At 73.1% G+C, this 20,898-nt stretch carries 20 protein-coding genes; 8 read left to right on the top strand and 12 right to left on the bottom strand.

What is annotated here, in order from left to right; translation table 11 throughout:
- Positions 1–105: 105 nt before the first annotated feature.
- A complete protein-coding gene (locus ACFZCD_RS12155) occupies positions 106–1,317 on the bottom strand; it encodes an NADP-dependent malic enzyme (protein WP_391829734.1) in 1,212 nt (403 codons plus the stop codon).
- Positions 1,318–1,935: 618 nt separating this feature from the next.
- Here ACFZCD_RS12155 and ACFZCD_RS12150 point away from each other — a divergent pair.
- The 3 genes from ACFZCD_RS12150 (at position 1,936) to ACFZCD_RS12140 (ending at position 4,985) form a co-directional block, all read left to right on the top strand.
- Positions 1,936–2,901: an ABC transporter substrate-binding protein gene (locus ACFZCD_RS12150; protein ID WP_391829733.1), complete on the top strand. Its 966-nt coding sequence runs from the start codon at positions 1,936–1,938 to the stop codon at positions 2,899–2,901.
- A 429-nt stretch (positions 2,902–3,330) separates the two neighbouring features.
- Positions 3,331–4,227 carry an amino acid ABC transporter permease gene (locus tag ACFZCD_RS12145; RefSeq protein ID WP_391830353.1) on the top strand — a complete coding sequence of 299 codons (897 nt, stop codon included), beginning with the start codon at positions 3,331–3,333 and terminating at the stop codon, positions 4,225–4,227.
- On the top strand, positions 4,224–4,985 hold the full coding sequence (locus ACFZCD_RS12140; RefSeq protein ID WP_391829732.1) for an amino acid ABC transporter ATP-binding protein: 762 nt from the start codon (positions 4,224–4,226) through the stop codon (positions 4,983–4,985). Before ACFZCD_RS12145 ends, ACFZCD_RS12140 begins: the two co-directional genes overlap by 4 nt.
- 70 nt (positions 4,986–5,055) lie before the next feature.
- Here the strand turns inward: ACFZCD_RS12140 and ACFZCD_RS12135 are convergent, their stop codons facing one another.
- A complete protein-coding gene (locus tag ACFZCD_RS12135) occupies positions 5,056–5,817 on the bottom strand; it encodes a class I SAM-dependent methyltransferase (protein ID WP_391829731.1) in 762 nt (253 codons plus the stop codon).
- Between the two features lie 101 nt (positions 5,818–5,918).
- Here ACFZCD_RS12135 and ACFZCD_RS12130 point away from each other — a divergent pair, with 101 nt between their 5' ends.
- Positions 5,919–6,566 (top strand): CGNR zinc finger domain-containing protein, encoded by a 648-nt coding sequence (locus ACFZCD_RS12130; protein ID WP_391829730.1) that lies wholly within the window; start codon positions 5,919–5,921, stop codon positions 6,564–6,566.
- Here ACFZCD_RS12130 and sodX read toward each other — a convergent pair.
- Positions 6,452–6,922, bottom strand: a complete 471-nt coding sequence (gene sodX / locus ACFZCD_RS12125; RefSeq protein ID WP_391830351.1) for a nickel-type superoxide dismutase maturation protease — start codon at positions 6,920–6,922, stop codon at positions 6,452–6,454. The genes ACFZCD_RS12130 and sodX overlap by 115 nt on opposite strands.
- Positions 6,923–7,066: 144 nt before the next feature.
- Here sodX and sodN point away from each other — a divergent pair, with 144 nt between their 5' ends.
- The gene (gene sodN / locus ACFZCD_RS12120; protein ID WP_391829729.1) at positions 7,067–7,462 is read left to right on the top strand and encodes a superoxide dismutase, Ni; all 396 of its coding nucleotides are present in this window, start codon (positions 7,067–7,069) and stop codon (positions 7,460–7,462) included.
- Between the two features lie 112 nt (positions 7,463–7,574).
- Here sodN and mgtA read toward each other — a convergent pair whose 3' ends face one another.
- Together mgtA and ACFZCD_RS12110 are read right to left on the bottom strand one after the other, a co-directional pair.
- Complete coding sequence (gene mgtA / locus ACFZCD_RS12115; RefSeq protein WP_391829728.1) at positions 7,575–10,295, bottom strand: magnesium-translocating P-type ATPase; 2,721 nt, start codon at positions 10,293–10,295, stop codon at positions 7,575–7,577.
- On the bottom strand, positions 10,279–10,734 hold the full coding sequence (locus ACFZCD_RS12110) for an ArsR/SmtB family transcription factor (RefSeq protein ID WP_391829727.1): 456 nt from the start codon (positions 10,732–10,734) through the stop codon (positions 10,279–10,281). The genes mgtA and ACFZCD_RS12110 overlap by 17 nt, the downstream gene beginning before the upstream one ends.
- 163 nt (positions 10,735–10,897) lie before the next feature.
- On the opposite strand from ACFZCD_RS12110, the gene ACFZCD_RS12105 reads away from it, so the two are divergent.
- Complete coding sequence (locus ACFZCD_RS12105) at positions 10,898–11,161, top strand: GlsB/YeaQ/YmgE family stress response membrane protein (protein WP_391829726.1); 264 nt, start codon at positions 10,898–10,900, stop codon at positions 11,159–11,161.
- Between the two features lie 27 nt (positions 11,162–11,188).
- Here ACFZCD_RS12105 and ACFZCD_RS12100 read toward each other — a convergent pair whose 3' ends face one another.
- Positions 11,189–11,902 carry an HAD family acid phosphatase gene (locus tag ACFZCD_RS12100; protein ID WP_391829725.1) on the bottom strand — a complete coding sequence of 238 codons (714 nt, stop codon included), beginning with the start codon at positions 11,900–11,902 and terminating at the stop codon, positions 11,189–11,191.
- Positions 11,903–12,115: 213 nt separating this feature from the next.
- Between ACFZCD_RS12100 and ACFZCD_RS12095 the strand changes: the two genes are divergently transcribed.
- Complete coding sequence (locus ACFZCD_RS12095; protein WP_391830350.1) at positions 12,116–13,018, top strand: RNA polymerase sigma factor SigF; 903 nt, start codon at positions 12,116–12,118, stop codon at positions 13,016–13,018.
- Between the two features lie 320 nt (positions 13,019–13,338).
- Here ACFZCD_RS12095 and ACFZCD_RS12090 read toward each other — a convergent pair whose 3' ends face one another.
- Together ACFZCD_RS12090 and ACFZCD_RS12085 are read right to left on the bottom strand one after the other, a co-directional pair.
- A complete protein-coding gene (locus tag ACFZCD_RS12090) occupies positions 13,339–13,767 on the bottom strand; it encodes an ATP-binding protein (protein ID WP_391829724.1) in 429 nt (142 codons plus the stop codon).
- A gap of 129 nt (positions 13,768–13,896) precedes the next feature.
- Positions 13,897–15,174: an MFS transporter gene (locus ACFZCD_RS12085; RefSeq protein ID WP_391829723.1), complete on the bottom strand. Its 1,278-nt coding sequence runs from the start codon at positions 15,172–15,174 to the stop codon at positions 13,897–13,899.
- Between the two features lie 57 nt (positions 15,175–15,231).
- Between ACFZCD_RS12085 and ACFZCD_RS12080 the strand changes: the two genes are divergently transcribed.
- Positions 15,232–16,215: a LysR family transcriptional regulator gene (locus tag ACFZCD_RS12080; protein ID WP_391829722.1), complete on the top strand. Its 984-nt coding sequence runs from the start codon at positions 15,232–15,234 to the stop codon at positions 16,213–16,215.
- Here ACFZCD_RS12080 and ACFZCD_RS12075 read toward each other — a convergent pair.
- The 4 genes from ACFZCD_RS12075 to ACFZCD_RS12060 all read right to left on the bottom strand — a co-directional run bounded on the left by ACFZCD_RS12075 (position 16,205) and on the right by ACFZCD_RS12060 (position 20,769).
- The gene (locus tag ACFZCD_RS12075) at positions 16,205–16,915 is read right to left on the bottom strand and encodes a DUF3592 domain-containing protein (protein ID WP_391829721.1); all 711 of its coding nucleotides are present in this window, start codon (positions 16,913–16,915) and stop codon (positions 16,205–16,207) included. The genes ACFZCD_RS12080 and ACFZCD_RS12075 overlap by 11 nt on opposite strands.
- Positions 16,916–17,033: 118 nt before the next feature.
- Complete coding sequence (locus tag ACFZCD_RS12070; protein WP_391829720.1) at positions 17,034–18,425, bottom strand: sensor histidine kinase; 1,392 nt, start codon at positions 18,423–18,425, stop codon at positions 17,034–17,036.
- Positions 18,422–19,105, bottom strand: coding sequence for a response regulator transcription factor (locus ACFZCD_RS12065; RefSeq protein WP_391829719.1), 684 nt, complete (start codon positions 19,103–19,105; stop codon positions 18,422–18,424). The genes ACFZCD_RS12070 and ACFZCD_RS12065 overlap by 4 nt, the downstream gene beginning before the upstream one ends.
- A gap of 302 nt (positions 19,106–19,407) precedes the next feature.
- Positions 19,408–20,769 (bottom strand): hypothetical protein, encoded by a 1,362-nt coding sequence (locus tag ACFZCD_RS12060; RefSeq protein WP_391829718.1) that lies wholly within the window; start codon positions 20,767–20,769, stop codon positions 19,408–19,410.
- Positions 20,770–20,898: the final 129 nt, after the last annotated feature.

Genomic DNA, 20,898 nt, shown 5'->3' with positions numbered 1-20,898 from the left:
CGGTCTCGGGCCCGCGGACCGGCACAGGCCCGCGGATCAGCTCAAGCCCGCGGACCGGCGCGGTCAGCCCGCCGGTGCCGGCAGCACACCGGCGCAATCAGCGCGTCAGCGCCGCGCCACACCCGCCGCACGGGCCGCGGCGGCCACCGCGGCCGTCACCGCCGGGGCGACCCGCTCGTCGAACGGCGAGGGGATCACGCACTCGGCGCTCAGCTCGTCCGCCACGACCGCCGCCAGCGCCTCCGCCGCCGCGAGCTTCATGCTCTCGGTGATGCGCGAGGCCCGCACCTGCAGGGCGCCCGCGAAGATCCCGGGGAAGGCCAGGACGTTGTTGATCTGGTTCGGGTAGTCGCTGCGGCCGGTGGCGACGACGGCCGCGTACTTGTGCGCGACGTCCGGGTGGATCTCCGGCGTGGGGTTCGCCATCGCGAAGATCAGGGCGTCCTTGGCCATGGTGGCCACGGCCTCCTCGGGGACGGTGCCGCCCGAGACGCCGATGAACACGTCCGCGCCGTCCAGCGCCGCGGCCAGGGTGCCCGTGAGGCCGGCCTTGTTGGTGAAGCCGGCGAGGTCCCGCTTGACGTCCGTGAGGTCCTCACGGTCGGCGGAGACGATGCCCTTGCGGTCGCAGACGGCGACGTCGCCGATGCCCGCCTCCACCAGGATCCGGGCGATCGCGACCCCGGCCGCACCCGCGCCGGAGATCACCGCGCGCAGCTCGCCGAGCGCCCGGCCGGTGAGCTTGGCGGCGTTGCGCAGGGCGGCGAGGGTGACGACGGCGGTGCCGTGCTGGTCGTCGTGGAAGACGGGGATGTCCACGCGCTCCTGGAGCTTGCGCTCGACCTCGAAGCAGCGCGGCGCGGAGATGTCCTCCAGGTTGATGCCGCCGAAGGAGGGCGCGAGGCGCGCGACCGTGTCGACGATCTCGTCGACGCCACGGCAGTCGAGGGCGATGGGGACGGCGTCGACGCCGCCGAACTGCTTGAAGAGGATCGCCTTGCCCTCCATCACCGGCAAGGACGCCTCGGGGCCGATGTCCCCGAGCCCGAGCACCGCGCTGCCGTCCGTGACCACGGCGACGACCTGGGACTTCCAGGTGTAGTCGTGGACGAGCTCCGGTTGCTCCGCGATGGCGCTGCACACCTTGGCCACCCCGGGCGTGTACGCGAGGGACAAGTCGTCCCGGTCGCGCACGGGCACGGTCGCCCTGATGGCCATCTTGCCGCCCCGGTGCAGCGCGAACGCCGGATCGAAGAGCTCGTTGTGAGCATCGTCCGGACCGCTGTCGCTGCGAGGATTCACGATCTCCGCTGCCACTTTATTTGACCCCTTTGTCGAATTGCGTGTCGAGGGTAGCCGCCCAGGGTTGCGGGGCGGGTCGGGCTGCACGTCCGTGTCCGGCCATCGAGACGGCCTCCGCGCGTGGGGTGGTGCCGCGCGGCACGGACCCGTATGGGCGCGCCGCACACGCGCCCCGGCCCCGGTTCGGGGTGTGGCTGGCCTTTCTATCAAATGAGCGCTACGGCCTACGAGTGAGTTCCCGCTGACTTGTCGCGGCGCGGTTCGGCGCAGCCGCGTCCCCGGGGCGGAACGGTGTCAACTGGGGGGATAAGTCCACGGACTGAGACAGAGGGTGCGTGAGATACGTCTCGCACCGGCGGCCGACAGAAGGGGAACCCTTGAGTCCGGTAGTCCGGACCAACCTGGTACCGAGCCGATACGGCACGGGGATCGCCCGTTATCCGATTTTGACATAGCGAGGCCCCCGAATGGTGCAGTCCGGATGGCAAGATGCCCCAATCGCACGAGGTCGCGACATCCAAGGGCGTGTGCTCCACCCCTCGTGCGTCATCAGCGTTTTCCTGTGTTTGTTCCGTGTTTGTTCCGTGTCCGTCCGACGGCCGGCCACCCCCTCACCCGCAGGAGGAACCAGCAATGACCGCAAGCACCACCCCTCGCACGGCTGCCGCCAGGAGTCGTTTGGCCGCCGCCGGCGCGATCGCGGTCGCCGGCGCCCTGCTGCTCACCGGCTGTGGCGATCAGCGTGACAAGACCGGCAAAGAGGCCGGTCAGAGCGCCCAGGGCGCAAAGGCCCCGCTCTTCGACAAGCTGCCGAAGAAGATCCAGGACGCCGGCGTCATCAAGGTCGGCTCGGACATCGCCTACCCGCCGGTGGAGTTCAAGAAGGACGGCAAGGTCGTCGGCATCGACCCCGACATCGCCGCGGCCATGGGCAAGGAGCTGGGGGTGCGCTTCGAGTTCAACAACGGCACCTTCGACGCCCTGGTGACGGGCCTGCGTTCAAAGCGGTACGACATGGCGATGTCCGCCATGACGGATACCAAGGACCGCCAGCAGGGCATCGACTCCAAGACCGGCAAGAAGGTCGGCGAAGGCGTCGACTTCGTCGACTACTTCACCGCCGGCGTCTCGCTCTACACCAAGAAGGGCGACACCAAGGGCATCGGCGGCTGGGACGACCTCTGCGGCAAGAAGGTCGCGGTGCAGCGCGGCACGGTCTCCGACGACCTCGCCAAGTCCCAGTCCGAGAAGTGCGAGAAGGACGACAAGGACAAGATCAGCATCGAGGCGTTCGACACCGACCTGGAGGCCCAGACGCGGCTGAAGGCCGGTGGCGTCGAGGCCGTCTCCAGCGACTTCCCGGTCGCCGCCTACGCGATCAAGACGTCCGGCGGCGGCAACGACTTCGAGTCGGTCGGCGACCAGGTGGAGGCGGCTCCGTACGGCATCGCCGTCGGCAAGGACAACGCGCAGCTGAGGGACGCGCTCAAGGCCGCCCTCGACGCGATCATCAAGAACGGTGCGTACGAAAAGGTCCTGAAGACCTGGGGCGTCGAGGCAGGCGCCGTCAAGGAATCCAAGGTCAACGGCGGTTCCTGACCCCTCTCCCTCACTTCGTACGGACGCTGAAAGGCCATACCCGTGACTGCTTCCCCCGACAAGCCGGAACCGGACAAGACCGAGCCGGACAAGACGGCTCAGCCGGAGCCCGGGACCCCGGAACCGGAGAAGAAGAAGGCCGGCGAGAAGCCGGCTGCCGAAGAGAAGACCGGCGAGAAGGCCGAGAAGAAGGCCGCCGCAGAAGAGAAGGCCGACGCCGAACCGGCCGAGAAGAAGGCGGCTGACGAAAAGCCGGCCGAGGCGAAGGCCACCGAGGCGAAGGCGACCGAAAAGAAGCCCGCTGACGAGAAGCCCGCCGACGAGAAGCCGGCCGGGGAAAAGACGGCCGCCAAGCCCGACCTCGGCAAGAAGGACGCTCCCGCCGCAGGAAAGAACGACCCCGCCGGCGACCCGGCGCCCGCCCCCGTCGTGCCGGAGGCCATCAAGGCCATCCCCGTGCGGCACTACGGCCGGTGGATCTCCGCCGTCGTCGTCCTCGGCCTCCTCGGCCTGCTGGTGAACGCCTTCGCCTCCGCGAACGTCCACTACAAGGCCATCCCCGACTACCTCTTCGACTCGACGGTCCTCACGGGCCTCGGCAAGACGGTGCTCATCTCGCTCCTCGCGATGCTGCTGGGCCTGGTGCTCGGCATCGTGCTGGCGGTGATGCGGCTGTCGAAGAACCCGGTGACGTCGTCGGTCTCCTGGCTCTACATCTGGTTCTTCCGCGGGACGCCGGTCTACGTCCAGCTGCTCCTCTGGTTCAACCTCGCGCTGATCTTCCCGTACATCAACCTCGGGTTCATCTACCGGGACGAGATGAGCGACTTCATGACGCCGTTCATGGCGGCGCTCCTCGGCCTGGGCCTCAACGAGGCCGCCTACATGTCCGAGATCGTCCGGGCCGGCATCCAGTCCGTCGACGAGGGCCAGACCGAGGCCGCGCACGCGCTCGGCATGAGCCAGGGCCGCACGCTGCGCCGGATCGTCCTCCCGCAGGCCATGCGGGTGATCGTGCCGCCCACCGGCAACGAGTTCATCAACATGCTGAAGACCTCGTCGCTGGCGGCGAGCGCCGCGCAGTACCTCGAACTCCTGCGGTCCACCTCCGACATCGGCCAGACCACCGGCGCGACGGTCGAGATGCTCTTCCTCGCCGCGACCTGGTACCTCATCCTGACCAGCGTCTTCAGCATCGGTCAGTTCTACCTCGAGCGGCACTACGCCCGCGGCTCGCTGCGCACGCTGCCGCTCACCCCGTGGCAGAAGGTCAGGAAGAACCTGTCGACCCTCGGCCAGCGCTCCAAGGAAGGCGTCAGCGCATGAACGCGATGGTGAAGGCCGAGGGCGTCCACAAGTCCTACGGCGCGGCCCACATCCTCAAGGGCATCGACCTGGAGGTCGCCCCGCGCGAGGTGTTCTGCCTCATCGGCCCCTCCGGCTCGGGCAAGTCCACCTTCCTGCGGTGCATCAACCACCTGGAGCAGATCAACGCCGGGCGCCTGTACGTCGACGGCGAGCTGGTCGGCTACCGGCAGCAGGGCGACAAGCTCTACGAGCTCAAGGACAGCGAGGTCGCCAGGAACCGCCGGGACATCGGCATGGTGTTCCAGCGCTTCAACCTCTTCCCGCACATGACGGCGCTGGCGAACGTCATGGAGGCGCCGGTCCAGGTCAAGGGCGAGACGAAGGCGGTGGCCCGGGAGCGGGCCAAGAAGCTGCTGGACCGGGTCGGCCTGGGCGACAAGGCCGAGAACTACCCCTCGCAGCTCTCCGGCGGCCAGCAGCAGCGCGTCGCGATCGCGCGGGCGCTGGCGATGGAGCCGAAGCTGATGCTCTTCGACGAGCCCACGTCGGCGCTCGACCCGGAGCTGGTGGGCGACGTCCTGGACGTCATGCGGGGCCTCGCCGAGGACGGCATGACGATGATCGTGGTGACCCACGAGATGGGCTTCGCGCGCGAGGTCGGCGACTCGGTGGTCTTCATGGACCAGGGCGTGGTCGTCGAGTCGGGCAACCCGCGCGAGGTGCTGACCAACCCGCAGCACGAGCGGACGAAGGCGTTCCTCTCAAAGGTGCTGTAGGCAGCCGCAGCCGGCAGTACGAACGGGTGGGGGGTACGGGACAAGTCCCGTACCCCCCACCCGTTCTCCGTTACTTCAGCGCGAGCACCATCGCGTCGGACGGCGAGCTCCAGACCGTGCGAGCCTCCGCGAAGCCCGCCTCGCGCAGGGCGCGGGCGTGCCACTCGGCGGAAGGGGTGTCGCCGTCGGCGTGCTCCCCGTAGATCTCGAAGCGCTCGGCGGTCGGCCCGGCGAGCACGGGGTCGGCGGCGGCGAGCTCCCACCAGGCGCGCCAGTCGAGGGCGCCGGCGGCCTTGGCGCGCTCCATGCGGGCGTGGCGCAGGGCCCGCTCGGCCTCGTTGATGCGGGGCGTGGCGGGGTCGGGCATGTGGTCGGCGTTCAGGAAGACGCCGCCCTCGCGGACGAGCCCGGCGAGCTGCCCGTAGAGCGCGCGCAGGGGCTCCTCGTGCAGCCAGTGCAGGGCGGTGGCGGTCAGGACGGCGTCGTAGCGGTCGTGGGGCAGCTGCGCGGTCCAGGCCGGGTCCTTGAGGTCGGCGGTGACGAGCCGGACGCGGTCGTCGCCGGCGAAGGTGCCGCGGGCGATGGTGAGCAGGGCGGGGTCGAGGTCGACCCCGGTGGATTCGGCCGCGGGGAAGCGGTCGAGCAGGCGGGCGGTGATGGTGCCCGTGCCGCAGGCGAGGTCGAGGACGCGGGGCGCGGGCCCGGCGAAGGCCTCGACCATGTCGAGCATCACCCGGAACCGCTCCTCGCGGTCGGGCAGGTACCACTCCTGTTGCCGGTCCCAGCTGTGCTGCCAGGCGGTCCAGTCCGTGCCGACGACGGCCTCGGTCATGACGTCCCTCCAACGGGTCACACCGTGTAATACCCTCGGTCGTAAACCGACCATTACAAGATCGGTGCTCCGACCCTAGACCGCCTGCGTAAGGACCACAAGTGGAACTGGCCTATTACTCGGACTTCGCCGTGCGGCTGGTCAACAGCGAGGAGCCCGCGCGCGGCACCGACACGCTGACCTCCGTCGACACCGTCCGCGAGCTCTTCGGGAGCAACGCGCAGGCCGCCCGGCGGGCGGGCGACAGCGACGTGACGCGGCTCAGGGCCGTACGGGCGCGGCTGCGGGCGGTCTTCGAGGCGGCCTCGGAGGGCGAGGAGGTGCGGGCCGTGGACCTGCTCAACGCGCTGCTGATGGAGTATCCGGTCAGCCCGCAGATCTCCGGGCACGAGTACCGCGACGAGGACGGCCGCCCCAAGTGGCACATGCACATCGCCGACCACGCGGCCAACGCCGGCGCCTCGTACGCGGCCACCGCCTGCATGGGTCTGGCCGTCCACCTGACGGAGTACGGGGTCGACCGGCTCGGCATCTGCCAGGCGACGCCGTGCCGCAACGCCTACCTGGACACCTCGACCAACCGCTCGCGCCGCTACTGCTCCGACCGCTGCGCCACCCGCGCCAACGTCGCCGCCTACCGGGCCCGCAAGCGCCTGGAGAGCCGCGCGGCCGAGGCCCCCGCGGGCAGCGACCGCACCGGCCTGAGCGCCGACGCCAGCCACGACAGCAGCGCGCCCGCCGAGCGCTGACCCGCCTCCGGGGGCCGCCGCAGCCGCACCAGCGCGCGGGCCACCACGAGCTCCTCCGGCACGGCCCCGAACTCCCGGCTGTCGTTCTCGACCAGCGGGTTGTCCCCCCGCACCCACCAGCCGCCCTCGCGGCGCTCCACGGCGCGCTTGACGATCAGCAGGTCCTGCCGGAACGGGTGGCGCAGCACCACCACGTCACCCGGCCGCACCACCGCTCCGTACTGCACGACCAGCTGGTCGCCGGGGTTCAGCGTCGGCACCATCGACGGGTTGTAGACCTCGGCCAGCCCGATCCGCAGCAGTCCGCGACGCTCGCGGTCCAGCTCCTGCCCGCGCTCGTCCACCTGCTCCTGCACCACGGCACCTCCCGGTCCGTATCCTCCACCAGTCCCAGACTGACACCGGTCTTTTGTCCTAAGCCCCCCGGGGCACCCGAGAAAAGCCTTCCCACACCGAGTAATCTCGCACCTGAGAAGACGATCACGAGGAAGGACAGCGCTATGCTCTCCCGCCTGTTCGCACCCAAGGTGCGAGTCAGCGCCCACTGCGACCTGCCCTGCGGTGTCTACGACCCCGCCCAGGCCCGCATCGAGGCCGAGTCGGTCAAGGCCGTCCAGGAGAAGTACCAGGCGAACGAGGACGCGGACTTCCGCGCTCGTGCGCTCATCATCAAGGAGCAGCGCGCGGAGCTCGCCAAGCACCACGTCTCGGTGCTCTGGAGCGACTACTTCAAGCCGCCGCACTTCGAGAAGTACCCGCAGCTGCACCAGCTGGTCAACGACACCCTCAAGGCCCTGAGCGCGGCCAAGGCGTCGAACGACCCGAAGACGGGCGAGAAGGCGCTGGAGCTCATCGCCGAGATCGACCGCATCTTCTGGGAGACGAAGAAGGCCTGACCCGGGTTTAACTTCCCTGGTTCGAGCAGCACCGCTCTGTCCGTGCCCGGTCCCCGGCTCCCCCTGAGGGGGTCCGGGGACCGGGCGCGCTGCTTTTCCGGGGCCGGGGTCTTCACTGAGGGCCGTAGCGCCGCCGGGCCGTTGCCAGGGCCGCCCCGTACAGGGTCAGGACCAGGGCCGTCAGGCCGTAGTAGAGGGGTGGCAGGGGGGTCATGCCCAGGGGCGGGGCCAGGGGGGACAGGGGCAGGAGCAGGCCCGCTACGGCCAGGCCGGTGGTTGCGAGGCGGACCGGCAGCGGGGCGCGGCGTTCGGCGGCGTCGCGGCCGGCGCGGAGCAGGAGCATCACGAGGGCCTGGGTGAGCAGGTTCTCCGTGAACCAGCCCGCGTGGAAGGCGGCCTGGCCCCCGGTGCTGCCGGCCGGGTGCACGGTCAGGGCCAGCACGCCGAAGGTCGCGAGGTCCGCGGCGGCGTTGAGGAGGCCGAAGGCCGTCATGAAGCGGAAGAGCGCGCGGGGCCGCAGGACCGTGGGGCGTTCGTGGACCGTGGCGGCGGGGCGGTCGAAGGCCAGGGAGAGCTGGGCCGCGTCGAAGAACAGGTTCTGCACGAGGACCTGCGCGGGCAGCATCGGGAGGAACGGCAGCAGCAGGCCCGCCGTCAGCATCGCGATGACGTTGCCGAGGTTGGACGAGAGCGTGATGCGCAGGTAGGCGGCGATGTGGCCGGTGCTGCGGCGGCCGGTGACGATCGCGCGGCCGAGGGCGGTAAGGTCCTTCGACGCGAGCACCACGTCGGCGGCCTCGCGGGCCACGGGCACCCCGTCGCGGGGGCAGACGCCCACGTCGGCGGCGTGCAGGGCGGCCAGGTCGTTGACGCCGTCGCCGAGGAAGCCGGTCGTGCGGCCGGCGGTGCGCAGGGCGCGGACGACCCGGGCCTTGTGCTCGGGGGCGCAGCGCGCGAAGACGGTGGTGCGGGCGGCGAGCCGGGCGAGTTCGGCGTCGTCGGCGGCGTCGATCCGGGCGGCGGTCAGCGGCTCGCCGGGGTCCAGGCCGAGTTCGCGGCAGGCGCGGGCGGCCGTGCCCGGGTGGTCGCCGGTGAGGACCTTGACGGCGACGCCGTGGCCGGCGAGGACGGTCAGGGCCTCCGCGGCAGTGGGGGCGAGGGCGTCCCGCAGTCCGACGAAGCCGACGAGGGTGAGGCCCTGCTCGTCGCCGGGGGTGTACGGGCGGGTGCTCGCCGGCCGGTCGGCGCGTGCGACGGCGAGCACGCGCAGCCCGCTCCCGGCGAGGGCGTCGGCTCGGGCGGCGAGCTTCGTACGCTCCCCGGGGCCGAGAGGGCGGCGGCCCCCGATCACGCCTCCGGCCGCGTCTCCGCCGGCGTCTCCGCCCGCACTTGCGGCCACGTGCGTGCAGCGTTCCAGCACGTCCTCCGCGGCGCCCTTCACCACGAGCACGTACGTACCCGCCGAGTCGCGCCCGCCCCTGAGCGTACGGACGTTGCCCGGGAGCGAACCGCCGTCCCCGCCCGGCACCCGGACGAGCGCCGAGGCGATGCGGCGGCCCGGGCCGCAGGGGAGCGCCGCGATGCCCTCGACGCCGTCGGCGCCGGAGCCGCGCTCCTCGTCCGCGTCGAGGAGGGCCTCGTCGAGGGCGTCCGGTGCGGGGAGCTCGGCCAGGTGCAGCGTCCACAGGGCGGCCACGGCGGCCCAGTGCAGCACGGCGGGGTCGTCGCGGCCCTCGGGGTCCACGGCGCAGTCGAACACCGGCCGGTCCTGGGTGAGGGTGCCGGTCTTGTCGACGCACAGCACGTCGACGGCGCCGAGGTCGTGCAGCGCCGGAAGCCGTCTGACGATCACCTCGCCGCCGCGCGCGAGGAGGGCCGCGCCGCGGGCCAGGGCGGTCGTCACGACGACCGGCAGCATCTCGGGAGTGAGCCCCACCGCCACGGCGACGGCGAACGGCAGGGTCTCCAGGCCGCGGCCGCGCAGCAGCGCGCTCGCGAAGAGCACCAGCGGCGCGGTGCACAGCATGAACCGCACCAGGGTCCAGGCGATGCCGTTCACGGAGCGGTCGAACGGCCCGGGGAGCCGTGGCCCGGGTTTCTGCGGGAGGGCCCCGGAGAGGGTGGTGTCCGCGCCGGTGGCGACGACCACGCCCGTGGCGCTTCCGGAGACGATGCTGCTGCCCTGGAGGCAGAGGTCGCCGGCCGCGCCCTTGACGACGGGTACGGACTCGCCGGTCAGCGCGGCCTCGTGCACGGTCAGTCCCGCCGACCGGAGCAGCCGCAGGTCGGCGGGTACGAGGTCGCCGGGCGCGAGGAGCACGACGTCTCCCGGGACGAGCTGCTCGACGGGCAGCTCGCGGGTCACCGGTTCGTCCGCTTCCGCGGGGCGGCGGCGGACGGTCGCGGTGGCGGCCACCAGCTCGCGCAGGGCGGCCGCCGAGCGGTCGGCGCGGTGCTCGCCGGTGGCGCGCAGCACGCAGCTGACCGTGACGAGGACGGCGATCACGCAGGCGGTGCCCCAGGCGGCGAGCGCCGCCGAGACCAGGCCGAGGGAGAGGAGGACCGCGGTGAAGGGGTCGCGCAGGCTGCGCGCGAAGCGGCGCGGCCACGGGTCGGGGCGGCGGCCGGGGAAGACGTTCTCGCCGTGGCGCGCGAGCCGCTCGTCGGCGTCGGCCTCCACCAGGCCGCGCGGCCCGCTCTCCAGCGCGCGCAGGATCTCCAGGGCGGTGGTGCCGGTGGCCCCTTCCCGCCCGGTGGCTCCGTTCCGCCCGGTGACTCCGTTCCGGCCGGTGGCTCCTCCTCGCGCGGCGGGGCGGTCAGGCGCCCAGACCATGGTGGCGCCCGGTGCGGGCGGCGCCGCGTGCTGCTCCGGAGGACCCGGCGGACCTGGCGGAGCCGGATACTCCGGCGGCCTCGGCCTTGCGGTCGGCGAGCTGGCCGACCATCAGCCGGACGATCGCGACCACGTGCGGATCGTCCACGAGGTAGACCATGCGCCGCCCCTCGCGGCGCGACCGCACGAGCCCGGCCAGCTTCAGCTTCGCCAGGTGCTGGCTGATCGCGGGCAGCGCTCCGCCCACCCGCTCGGCGAGCGCGGTGACGTCGCTCTCGCCCTGGGCCAGGGCCCAGACCAGGTGGAGCCGGGCGGGCGAGGCCAGCAGCCCGAACGCCGCGGCGGCCTCGGTGAGCACGTCCGCCGCGGGGTCGCCGAGGCCCTCGCCGAAGCCCCCTTCGACTTCGACGTCCTCGAAGCTTCCGACACCTGCGGCCACTGTCGCTCTCCCGTTCCCGCCGCGCGTTCCTGTGCCCGGCACCCGCCCAGTCTAGGCAGGGCGCCGCAAGCGGACGGGCGGACATGCGCCGCCCGGGGGCTGGGCAGAAGTACCCAGAGAAACCGGTCCGGAAGGGCGGCAACAGGCTGCAAGAGGGGGAGCCGTGGAAATCTCCGGAATTGTCAGTGCGATCATCATCGGTCTGATCATCGGTGTGCTGGGCCGGCTGGTGGTGCCGGGGCGCCAGCACATCGGTGTGCTCTGGACGATCCTGGTGGGCATCGTCGCCGCGTTCCTCGGTGCGGCCATCGCCCACTGGCTCGGCGTCGACGACACCAAGGGGGTCGACTGGATCGAGTGGCTCATCCAGATCGGTCTGGCGGCGCTGGGCGTGGCCGCGCTCGACCGGGCGAAAGCGCGGCACTGACGGAGGGGACAGCGGGCTCAGGAAGGTTCAGGACAGCTTGCCGTCGTAGTCCGGCAGCTTGAAGGTCCGCTCCGCATGACCGCCGGTCAGGTCACCGGTGTTGTTCCCGATGTTCGCGCTGATCGTGTACCCGTCGTTCTCGATCTCCGCGCGCTTGGCGGTCTTGTACGTGCTCACGTCCTGGAAGAAGTCGGGGAGGTGCCGTACGTACAGGCCGCTGACGGGGTAGCCGACGCCCCGCAGGTTGTGCTCGGTGAGCGAGTCGAGGATGCCGGGGCGCGCGGTGACGAAGAACACGGCGGCGCCGTGGGCGTTCGCGTACCGCGTCAGGTCCAGCACCGGCTTGACGGCCGGGGTGGGGTACGTCCAGTGGAAGTCCGTCTCCAGCGAGGTGTTGTCGATGTCGAGGACGATGGCCTGCTTCCGGCCGTGCGCATTCTCCGTGCGCTCCTTGACGTAGGGCAGGGCCCTGTCGATGACGGACTGCACATCGCGCTGCCAGGTGGCGTAGTCGACACCCTTGAGCCCGGCCGTGCCGGAGGTCCGGGCGGCGGCCGCGCTCGGGCCGGCGAGGCTCGCGGCCGGGCTCGTGCCGGCGGCGCCCGCGGTCGCGGTGACGGCGGCCGGGCGGCCGGCGGCGGCGCTCGCGTCCGTGGTGGTGGCGGCGGTTGCGGCCGTGGCCAGGACGGTGGCGGCGGCGAGGACGGCGGCGGTGCGGCGGGCCGGTATCGGTGCGGTCATGCGTGGCATGTTCACGTTCGCCGGTGACGCGCAGGGAACGTCCGGGTGGCCGGCCGGCGTCGCGGGGCTGCCCGCTTCGTGCGGAGTACGGACCGACGCGCCGGCGCACTCCGTTCCGTTTCGCGAGCGCTCCCCGAACAGGCAGGCATGGGCCACGGGTCACCGGGTAGGCGGGCGGAGGTCACCTACGGATCTGGGGAGGACGATGTGACCATCACGGCATCCACGGTTACGACAGGGCATTCGGCGGCTGCCCCGCAGCGGCTCGAAGACGCGGTCGGGGGGCTGCCGTACATCGAAGACGCGACCACGGTGGCGCCCCGTGACGCCCGGGCGCTGTCCGGGCTCTTCTTCGCACGGCTGCGGGAGCTGGAAGAGGGCACCCGCGCCTACCAGTACGCACGGAACACCCTGATCGAGATCAACCTCTCGCTCGTCCGCTTCGCCGCCTCCCGGTTCCGCAGCCGCGGTGACCAGATGGAGGACATCATCCAGGTCGGCACGATCGGTCTGATCAAGGCGATCGACCGGTTCGACCTCTCGCGCGAGGTCGAGTTCACGACCTTCGCGGTCCCGTACATCGTGGGTGAGATCAAGCGGCACTTCCGCGACACCGGCTGGTCGGTGCACGTGCCGCGGCGGCTGCAGGAGCTGCGCGTCGAGCTCGCCAAGGCCACCAGCGAGCTCTCGCAGCAGCTCGACCACTCGCCGACCCCCGCCGAACTGGCCGAGCACCTCGGCATCAGCCCCGAGGAGGTCATCGAGGGCATCGTCGCCGGCAACGGCTACACGGCCGGCTCCATCGACGTCCCCGTGGACGACGGCTCCGACCAGTCCGGTACGACCTACGCCGACCGGCTCGGCGACCTCGACCCCGCCATCGAAGGCGTGGAGAACCTGCAGGCGCTCAAACCGCTCGTCGCCGAGCTGGACGAACGCGACCGGCAGATCCTGCGGATGCGCTTCGGCGGCGAGATGACCCAGTCGGAGATCGGCGCGGAGCTGGGCATCTCCCAGATGCACGTCTCGCGGCTGCTGACCCGGATCCTGGGACGGCTACGGGCGGGGATGCTCGATCAGGGGCCCGGAACGGGAACCGGAACCGCACGCAAGTAGGTGACCGCACGCGAGTACGGGTAGCTGCGAGCGCGTAGCTGTCGGCGGGGGCACGGAGCTGCCCGGCGGCCCGGGCGCCGGAACGACCAATGACCGGCGCCCGGGCCGCCGGGCCCCGGATCCGAAGGGCTGCGGCCTGCGGGGCTCAGCGGGCCGGGTCGCAGTCGCCAGGTCGTAGTCGTAGGTGCGCAGCTGCACGCAAGCACAGCAGCTGCACGCAAGCACAAGAGCGCAAACGCGAAAGAGCGCAGCTCAGGAGTGAGCCGCGCTGCATCCCCGATCCCCCGCTGACGCCGAGCCGAAGCCGATGGACCGGCCGGCTACCCCGGTCGGCTGAGCCGGCCCGCCGAGCCCGTCGAGCCCGCCAGATCCGCTTCGCAGCAGGACGCGGCAGGCCCCAGCCACATCGCCCGGACGGTCTTCCCGTCGGGCCGCCGGTCGACCTCCAGCAGGCCGGCCAGCCGCTCCACCATGTGCAAGCCGAGGCCGCCGCCCCCGCCGAAGTCCGGGGTGCGGGGCTGCGGCGGCCGGGGGCTCGCATCGGCGATCTCCACCACCAGCCGGTCGTGCACGGCCCGTACGCACAGCTGCCACCAGCCGCCCGTGTGCCGGATGGCGTTGGTGACCAGCTCCGACACCACCAGGATCACGGCGTCGGAGTCCGCCCAGGGGCAGTGCCGGGCCAGGAACTCCGCCGTCGCGTGTCGCGCACGGGCAGCGTCCCCGTACGGGGCTTCGATCACAACCATCCGGCGGCTCCCTCGTCGCTGCGGTCCCTGGCCTGGCATTTCATATCCGTTCAGCGCCCGTATACCCACAGATCGGCGTGCCATGGCCATCTCGGGACGAGGGGTTCGTCACCGGAGGAGCGCCGGGGCTCACCGGGGGCCCGCCGGGGACTCACCGAGGGCCGGGGGGCCGCTCTTCGCGGGCGTGCGCCGCAGCCGGCCGGAGTCCGCCGGCCGCGCGCCCCTGCCCGTGAGCCGCACGCCCGGCGCCCGCACGCCCAGCACCAGCACCCCCAGCGCACCCGCCGCCAGCAGCCCGCCGAGCCACAGCGCCGCCGGCAGTGACACCGCGTCCACGGCCCGTCCGCCCAGCAGCGCCCCCAGTGCGATCGCCGCGTTGAACACCGAGACGAACAGGGCGGAGGCCGCCTCCCGCGCCCCCGGCGCCGCCGCCGTCAGCAGCCCCTGCGTGGAGACGGACACGCCGCCGTAGGCCAGCCCCCACCCCACGACGAGGGCACCGGCCGCGACCGCGCCGCCCGCCGGCACCGACATCGCCGGGATCACGACGGCCAGCGCGGCCGAGATCACCGGCAGGGCGCGGTGCGGGCCGCGCGCGGCGGCCGAGCCCGCCAGGAAGTTGCCGGCCACGCCCGCCGCGCCGTACGCCAGCAGCAGCCCGCTGATCAGGCCCGCCCCGGCACCGGCGCCGGACAGCCGCTCCAGGGCGGGCCGTACGAAGGTGTAGCCGGCGAAGTGGCCGGTCACCAGCAGCAGGACCACGAGCAGGGCCGCCCGTACGGCCGGGAGCCGCAGCAGCCCCGTGACCTCGCCCAGCCGTACGGCGCGCTCCGGCGGCAGCGGGGGCAGCAGCACCGCGAGCACCACCGCCACCACCAGGGACACCGCGCCCATGGCCGCGAACGCCGCCCGCCAGCCGCCCAGCCCGCCGGCGAGGGTCCCGGCCGGGACGCCCAGCACCGAGGCCACCGCTATCCCGCTGAAGACCAGCGACGTGGCCGGGCCCACCGACCGCGCCGGCACCAGCCGTACGGCCAGCCCCGCCGCCACGGCCCAGACTCCCCCGATGCACACCCCCACCAGGACCCGCAGTCCCACCAGCACCGCGATGTGCGGTGCGAGCGCCGACAGCAGATTGGCCGCGGCCAGCAGGCCCATGAGGCCCACGAGTACCCACCGCCGGTCCAGCCGCCCCGCCGCCGCGGGCACCGCGGGCGCGGCCACGGCCGCCACGAGCCCCGGCACGGTCATCGTCAGCCCGGCCGTACCGGCCGGGACGCCGAGCCCGGCGCCGATCGGGGTGAGCAGTCCGACGGGGAGCATCTCGCTCGTCACGACCGAGAACGTCCCCGCCGCCACCGCCGCCACGGCGGGCCAGCCGCCCTTCGCTTTCGCGTACGTGTTCATGGTCACGAGCCTCGGTGCGGGCGCGGCCGGGAACAACGCCGGAGTTCTCATCCTTCAATGAGCGAGGCTCATCGATGGCGGGGGAGGCACGGCGTGGGCGTGGGAGCGGACCTCAGGGAACTGGAGTGTTTCCTGGTCCTCGCCGAGGAACTGCACTTCGGGCGGGCCGGTGAGCGGCTGTACGTGTCGCAGGGCCGGGTGAGCCAGCTCGTGCGTTCCCTGGAAGGCCGCATCGGCGCCCGGCTGTTCGACCGCACCAGCCGGCGCGTGGCCCTCACGCCGCTCGGCGAGCGGTTCCTGGCCGGGCTGCGGCCCGCGTACGAGGGCCTCGCCGGTGTCGTCGCCGAGGCCCGCGCCGCGGCCCGCGGGACCGGCGGGGTCCTGCGGATCGGCTTCCAGGGCATGGCCGACGGCGGTCTGACGGAGGCCGTCGAACGGTTCGAGGACCGTCACGCCGGGTGCGCGGTCGAGCTCGTGGAGATCCCGCTGAGCGATCCCTTCGGCGCCGTTCGCAAGGGCGAAGTCGATGCGGCGGTGGTGCTGTTGCCCGTGGCGGAGCCGTCCCTCGCCGTGGGCCCGGTCTTCTCCCGGCAGCCGCAGACCCTCGCGGTGTCCGTCCGGCACCCCTTCGCGGGGCGGGCCGTGATCCGGGCGGAGGAGCTCGCGGACTGCCCGCTCGTGGTCCCGGCCGGACCCGCCCCCGCGTACTGGCGCGAGGCCCAGGCCCCCGCCGTCACGCCCGGCGGCCTCCCCGTTCCCCGCGGCCCGGAGGTGACGACCCTCCAGGAGGGCATCACCCTCACCGCCGCCAACCGCGCCGGAATGCTCCTGTGCCGGGCCACGGCCGACTACCACGGGCGCCGTGACATCGCCTTCGTCCCGGTGGCCGGGCTGCCCGTCTCCGCCCTGGCGCTGGTACGGCAGCGGGCCGGTGAGACGGAGGGGACGGAGTGGACGGAGGGAATGGGGCGGACGGAGCGGCTGCGTGCGTTCGAGCAGGTGCTGACGGCCGTCGCCGGCCGCCGGGCCGCTACCTGCTGACGCCGCCGGGGGCCGGGGCGCCGGGGCGTCCTCCGGGGAAGTCCGTGGGAAGGTCACCCGGGAATCCGCTCGGAACTCCGCTCGGAAACCCGCTCGGGAAGCCGGTCGGAAAGCCGGCGGGGCCTCCGGTCGGGAACCCCGAAGGGAAGTCGTCCGGCGGGCTGTCCGGCAGGGCCGGCGGAGCGACAGGAGGCGCCGACGGCGGCCGCCAGGGCTCCTTGATCCGCTCTTCGGCCTTCTTCCCGATGGGCTTGAAGACGGTGACGTAGAAGACGCCGAATCCCACGCAACCGGTCACGAACACCGCCAGGAACGCCAGCAGGACGCCCGTCCCCACCCACGTCCGCGCGTCCCCCGGCGGAAGGGCCGTCGCCCGGTCCGGGCGGCCCTGCGGGTAGCGGACGGTGACCTCGTCGCCCTCGATGACCGTCGCCCGTCCGCCCGACTCCTCGAAGCGGTGCCGCACCCCGTCCGCGGCGGTGAACTCGTAGACGTGGTGCAGCGTGGTCGAGGACGACGTGTGCGCGCCCTGCCGGCGGGTGGTCGTCGTCGCGTACAGCCGCAGGCAGCGACCCGGGACCTCGATGCCGCTGTGCCACGCGGCCCTCAGCCGCCGCAGCCGCACCACCGCCCAGATCATCCCGGCGATCCCCCCGGCCGCCAGCAGGGAGGGCAGCGCAAGGACGAAGAAGTCGAGCATGAAGCGTGAACCCCCCGATGTCGTACGTGTGTGCGCATATTCAACTCTGCCGGGAGGCCGGGCACCATGCCTGAGATCGCCGCGATCACCTCGATCCCTCTCGATCGCCTCGATCGCCTCAGACCGTGAGGTCCGCACAGGGCAGCGTGGCGGTGAACCGGGCGCCGCGCGGGCTGTCCGTGACGGCCAGGGTGCCGCGGTGGACGGTGGCGATGTGGTGGGCGATGGCGAGGCCCAGGCCCGTGCCGCCGGTCGCGCGGGTGCGGGCGTCGTCGAGCCGGGTGAAGCGCTCGAAGACCCGCCGGCGGTCGGCGGGCGGGATGCCCGGCCCGTCGTCCTCGACGTGCAGGACGGCCAGCCGCCGGGCGGGGTCGTGGCCGAGGCGGACCGTGACGGTGCGCTCGGCGTGCCGGTCGGCGTTGTCCAGGAGGTTGCCGAGGAGGCGGGCGATGAGGGTGTGACGGCCCTGCACGATGAGGGGATCGGGTCCCTCGATGTGCAGGTCGAGGGCCCGGCGGCCGGGCGGGCGGCGGCCGGTCTCCTCGCGGACGAGCGCGGTGAGGTCGACGGGCTGCGCCCCGGGCAGCCCCTCGGCGCCGGTCGCGTCCAGCCGGGCGAGCAGCAGCAGGTCCGTGGTGATGCTCTGCAGCCGCCGGGTGTCACCGAGCGCGGCCTCGGCCACCGCCGTCCACTGCGCGTGCTCGGGGTGGGCGAGCGCGATCTCGAGCTCGGCGCGCAGGGCGGCCAGCGGGCTGCGGAGTTCGTGCGAGGCGTCGCCGACGAACCGGCGCTGCTGGTCGACGGCCGCCTGCAGCTGGTCGAGGGTGCTGTTCATCGTCGTGGCCAGCCGGGCCACCTCGTCGCGCGTGTCCGGCACGGGCACGCGGCGGTCGAGGTGGCGCGCGGTGAGCTCGGCGAACTGCGTGCGGATCGCCTCGACCGGGCGCAGCACCCGGCCGGCCACGAACCAGGTGGCGCCCGCGAGGGCCGCCGTCACCGCCAGGACGGCGCCGGCCAGCAGCCGGACCATGCGGTTGAGGCGGCCCTGCTCGACCTGGAGCCGGTTGGCGACGTGCAGGTAGCGGCCTTCGGTGCCGCCCTGGATGTAGTCCAGGCTCGGGGTCCGGCCGGCCGGGTCGGTCCACGGCCACAGCGAGAGCAGGTCGTTGCCGTGCGGGGGCTCCTGGTCGGGCGGCCGGGGGCCCGGCTCCCAGTGCTGCGGGCGGGCCTCGATGCCCGTGGACACCTCCAGCCGGGGATCCAGGCGCAGCTTCTCGGCCGCGTAGAAGAGCTGGGCGTCGGGGTCGCCGTCGACGAGCCGGGGGACGGCGGCGACCGTCCGGCTGGTGTAGTCGCGGGCCTCCCGCGACAGGTAGTCGCGGAGCGAGCCGGCGGCCAGGGCCGCTCCGGCGATCAGCGGGAGGAGGGCCGAGACGGCGACGAGCCAGGTCAGGCGCGCCCGGATCGAGGCGGGGCGCAGCCGCTCCCGCAGGCGGCCGGGCGGCGTCACCGGCCGGGGCCGTCGGCCGTCAGCCGGTAGCCGACGCCGCGGACGGTCTGGATGCTGTGCCGCCCGAACGGCGCGTCGATCTTCCGGCGGAGGGAGCTGACGTGCACCTCCACGATGTTCACGTCGCCCTGGAACGCCTCGTCCCACACGTGCGCGAGCACCTCGGCCTTGGCAACGACCTCGCCGTCGCGCCGGGCGAGGTACTCCAGGACCGCGAACTCCCGCGCCGTGAGCTGCAGATCGACGGTGCCGCGCCGGCAGCAGCGGGTCGCGGGGTCGATCTGCAGGTCGCCGATCCGGATGAGCGCGGGCCGGGCGGGCCGGCCGCGGCGCACCAGGGCGCGCAGCCGGGCGACGAGGGCCACGTAGGAGAAGGGCTTGGTCACGTAGTCGTCCGCGCCGGTGTCCAGGCCCTCGGCCTCGTCGTACTCGCCGTCCTTGGCGGTGAGCATGAGCACCGGCGTCCAGACGCCGGCCTCCCGCAGCCGGGCGCACACGCGGTAGCCGTTGAGGCCGGGCAGCATGACGTCGAGCACGATCACGTCGTAGGCGTCGTCGGCGGCGAGGTGCAGGCCGGTGTGCCCGTCGTGCGCGACCTCCACCGCGAACCCTTCGGCGACCAGGCCCCGGCGCAGCAGCTCCGCGAGCCGACGGTCGTCCTCAACCACCAGTATTCGCATGCCTTCAGCATGGCCCGGACGGCTGTCCCGCCACCTGAAGACCGCTTCAGGAAGGCTCAGAGTTCCTTCAGCAACGGAGTGGCAGCATCCTCGGTGTGTCCTCCCCGGCATGCCTGCTCACGGAGCGCGGACCGGCGGCACACGGGGGTGGGGCCCGTACGCCTGCCCGTCCGGGCCCGGCCCGCCGGCCCGCGCTCCGTGAGCACCACGGCCGCCCGTCTCCGGAGGCGGCCGGCCGCGGCTCGCCGCGGCACGACGGGCCGCGCGGACTCACACCCGGCTCGGTCCCGGTTCACTCCGGCTCACCAGTCTCCTCCCCCGAACCCCCCGCCGTCCCCGCCGCCGAAGCCGCCGCCGCCGTCGCCCCAGCCGCCGCCGAAGTCGTCGGGGTTGAAGTCGCTGCCGGTGTAGTCGCCGCCGTCGGGGCCGGTGTCGGCGGGGGCGGCGTAGGCGGGGCCGGAGAGGAGGCCGCCGAGCATGGTGCCCATGAGGAGGCCGGGGAGGAGGCCGCCGCCGAAGTAGCCGCCGGCCCAGGGGGCGTAGGCGGGGCCCGCGTTCCAGTAGGGCTGGGGGCCGCCGGCGGTCTGGACCGTGCGGGAGAGGGGCTCCTCGCCCTCGGCCAGCCGTGCGGCGTCGGCGGCGCAGGCGGGGACGGTGCGGGGCGCGCCGCCCGGGGGCGCCCACTCGACGTCCTGGACGGACGGGCCGTGGCGCGGGTCGAAGAAGCAGGGCAGGCGGCGCTCGGGCAGCGGGGCCCCGGTGCGGCGGGCGGCGAGGGTGGCGAGGGCGAACCGGCCCTTGTCGAGGGTCTCGGTGACGGCGGTGACGTCCTGCGGGTGGGCCACGGCCGCCATCTGCGACTTGGCGTCCTCGTACGCGTCGAGGGCCGTTTCGTAGTCCTGGCGCATGGCGTCGTCGGCGCCGGGCTCGGAGGGGTGGAAGTCGAGCCGGTCCAGCTCCTCGCCGAAGGCGGTGATGTCCTCGTCGACGACGACGCGCAGGGCGTCGAGCTCGGCCCGCTCGCGCTCCTCGCGCTTGCGCTTGTTGCGCCGGTAGAGGGCGTACGCGCCCGCGCCGCCCGCGACGACGATCGCGCCGCCGGTGATCAGCCCGGTCGCGCCGACGCCCGGCTCCGCACCGCCCCAGGAGCTGGGGGCATGGCCCCGGGCCTGCCGGCCGGCCTGGTCGACGAAGCTGTTGAGCATGGTCGTGGCGTCGCCGCCGGAGCGCTGGACGGACCCGACGAGGTTGCGGACCGCGGTGCGCGACATGACCTTGGAGTCGGCGTGGGCGTTGAAGGCGTCGCCGAGCCGGACGGCGTAGACGCCGGCGATCCCGACCTTGGTGCGCAGGTCCTGGAAGACGGTGGCCCGGGGGAACTCGGGGGCGTCGGGCAGGACGGCCACGAGGACGGGCTTGCCGGCGTCCTTGATCTTCCTGGTCAGGGCTTCGGCCTCGGCCGGCGGGAGCTGGTTGGCGGCCCGGGGGTCCACGTAGACCGGGTTCTTGCGCAGCGCCTCGGCCACGGTGTCGAGGCCGGTCGCCGCTCGGGCCGCAGGCGCGGGCGCCCAGAGGGCCGTGCCGGCCAGGGCGATCAGGGCGGCGGCCAGGACGGCGATCAGGGCCGGCAGCGGCCTGGGAAGCGCCCGGGGAGTGGCGGGCATGGCGGTGCTCCTCGGATCGAGGTCGGATGCCTTCTCAATAACGAAATTTACTACCAAAGCGGATCAAGTGGATTCATGAGGATTCACGATGATTCAGAGGGATCCATGGGGATTCGCGCTGATCAATCG

Origin of the sequence: Streptomyces sp. NPDC008001, assembly GCF_042958085.1 — a bacterium.
GTDB lineage: Bacteria > Actinomycetota > Actinomycetes > Streptomycetales > Streptomycetaceae > Streptomyces.
Note: the sequence above shows the minus strand (reverse complement) of the source record. Positions and strands in the feature narration are given on the sequence as shown.

Excerpts from the sequence above, each read along its gene's own strand:
- ACFZCD_RS12135 (WP_391829731.1), bottom strand. The coding sequence starts at position 5,817 with ATGACCGAGGCCGTCGTCGGCACGGACTGGACCGCCTGGCAGCACAGC.
- ACFZCD_RS12075 (WP_391829721.1), bottom strand. The coding sequence starts at position 16,915 with ATGCTCGACTTCTTCGTCCTTGCGCTGCCCTCCCTGCTGGCGGCCGGG.
- ACFZCD_RS12060 (WP_391829718.1), bottom strand. The coding sequence starts at position 20,769 with ATGCCCGCCACTCCCCGGGCGCTTCCCAGGCCGCTGCCGGCCCTGATC.
- sodN (WP_391829729.1), top strand. The coding sequence starts at position 7,067 with ATGCTCTCCCGCCTGTTCGCACCCAAGGTGCGAGTCAGCGCCCACTGC.
- ACFZCD_RS12090 (WP_391829724.1), bottom strand. The coding sequence starts at position 13,767 with ATGGTTGTGATCGAAGCCCCGTACGGGGACGCTGCCCGTGCGCGACAC.
- ACFZCD_RS12100 (WP_391829725.1), bottom strand. The coding sequence starts at position 11,902 with ATGACCGCACCGATACCGGCCCGCCGCACCGCCGCCGTCCTCGCCGCC.
- mgtA (WP_391829728.1), bottom strand. The coding sequence starts at position 10,295 with ATGGTCTGGGCGCCTGACCGCCCCGCCGCGCGAGGAGGAGCCACCGGC.
- ACFZCD_RS12085 (WP_391829723.1), bottom strand. The coding sequence starts at position 15,174 with ATGAACACGTACGCGAAAGCGAAGGGCGGCTGGCCCGCCGTGGCGGCG.
- ACFZCD_RS12080 (WP_391829722.1), top strand. The coding sequence starts at position 15,232 with ATGAGCGAGGCTCATCGATGGCGGGGGAGGCACGGCGTGGGCGTGGGA.
- ACFZCD_RS12065 (WP_391829719.1), bottom strand. The coding sequence starts at position 19,105 with ATGCGAATACTGGTGGTTGAGGACGACCGTCGGCTCGCGGAGCTGCTG.
- ACFZCD_RS12150 (WP_391829733.1), top strand. The coding sequence starts at position 1,936 with ATGACCGCAAGCACCACCCCTCGCACGGCTGCCGCCAGGAGTCGTTTG.
- ACFZCD_RS12140 (WP_391829732.1), top strand. The coding sequence starts at position 4,224 with ATGAACGCGATGGTGAAGGCCGAGGGCGTCCACAAGTCCTACGGCGCG.